The 275-nt window shown below is 60.7% G+C and carries 1 protein-coding gene; it reads left to right on the top strand.

Features of this window, described 5'->3' with window-relative positions:
• Nucleotides 1-106: 106 nt before the first annotated feature.
• The coding region (locus tag AAEY88_RS13450) for a transposase (RefSeq protein WP_337250004.1) at nucleotides 107-275 on the top strand (169 nt) is incomplete at its 3' end.

Raw genomic sequence — 275 nt, 5'->3', positions numbered from 1 at the left:
AAGCGTGACGGCGGCGCCGGTCATGCGTAAGCACGAGACCAGTACCGTCTGTGAACGCTCGGTGACGAGTGCCATGATGTCCTGTGAAGGACACGAATGACCGGTCGTGTCCACGATAGGAGTTGTGGACAGAGTGACTCAGACAGTCGAGATCCCGCCGAAACGGCAAACTCGCCGACATCCGACGGAATGGAAGCGGACCATCGTCGCGCTGACATTCGAGCCCGGCGCGTCGGTCGCCCGTGTTGCTCGCGAGAACGGCATCAATGCCAATC

It is taken from the genome of Psychrobacter sp. CAL346-MNA-CIBAN-0220 (assembly GCF_040309805.1).
GTDB lineage: Bacteria > Pseudomonadota > Gammaproteobacteria > Pseudomonadales > Moraxellaceae > Psychrobacter.
The sequence above is the reverse complement of the archived record's forward strand: the minus strand, read 5'-3'. Positions and strand labels throughout refer to the sequence as shown.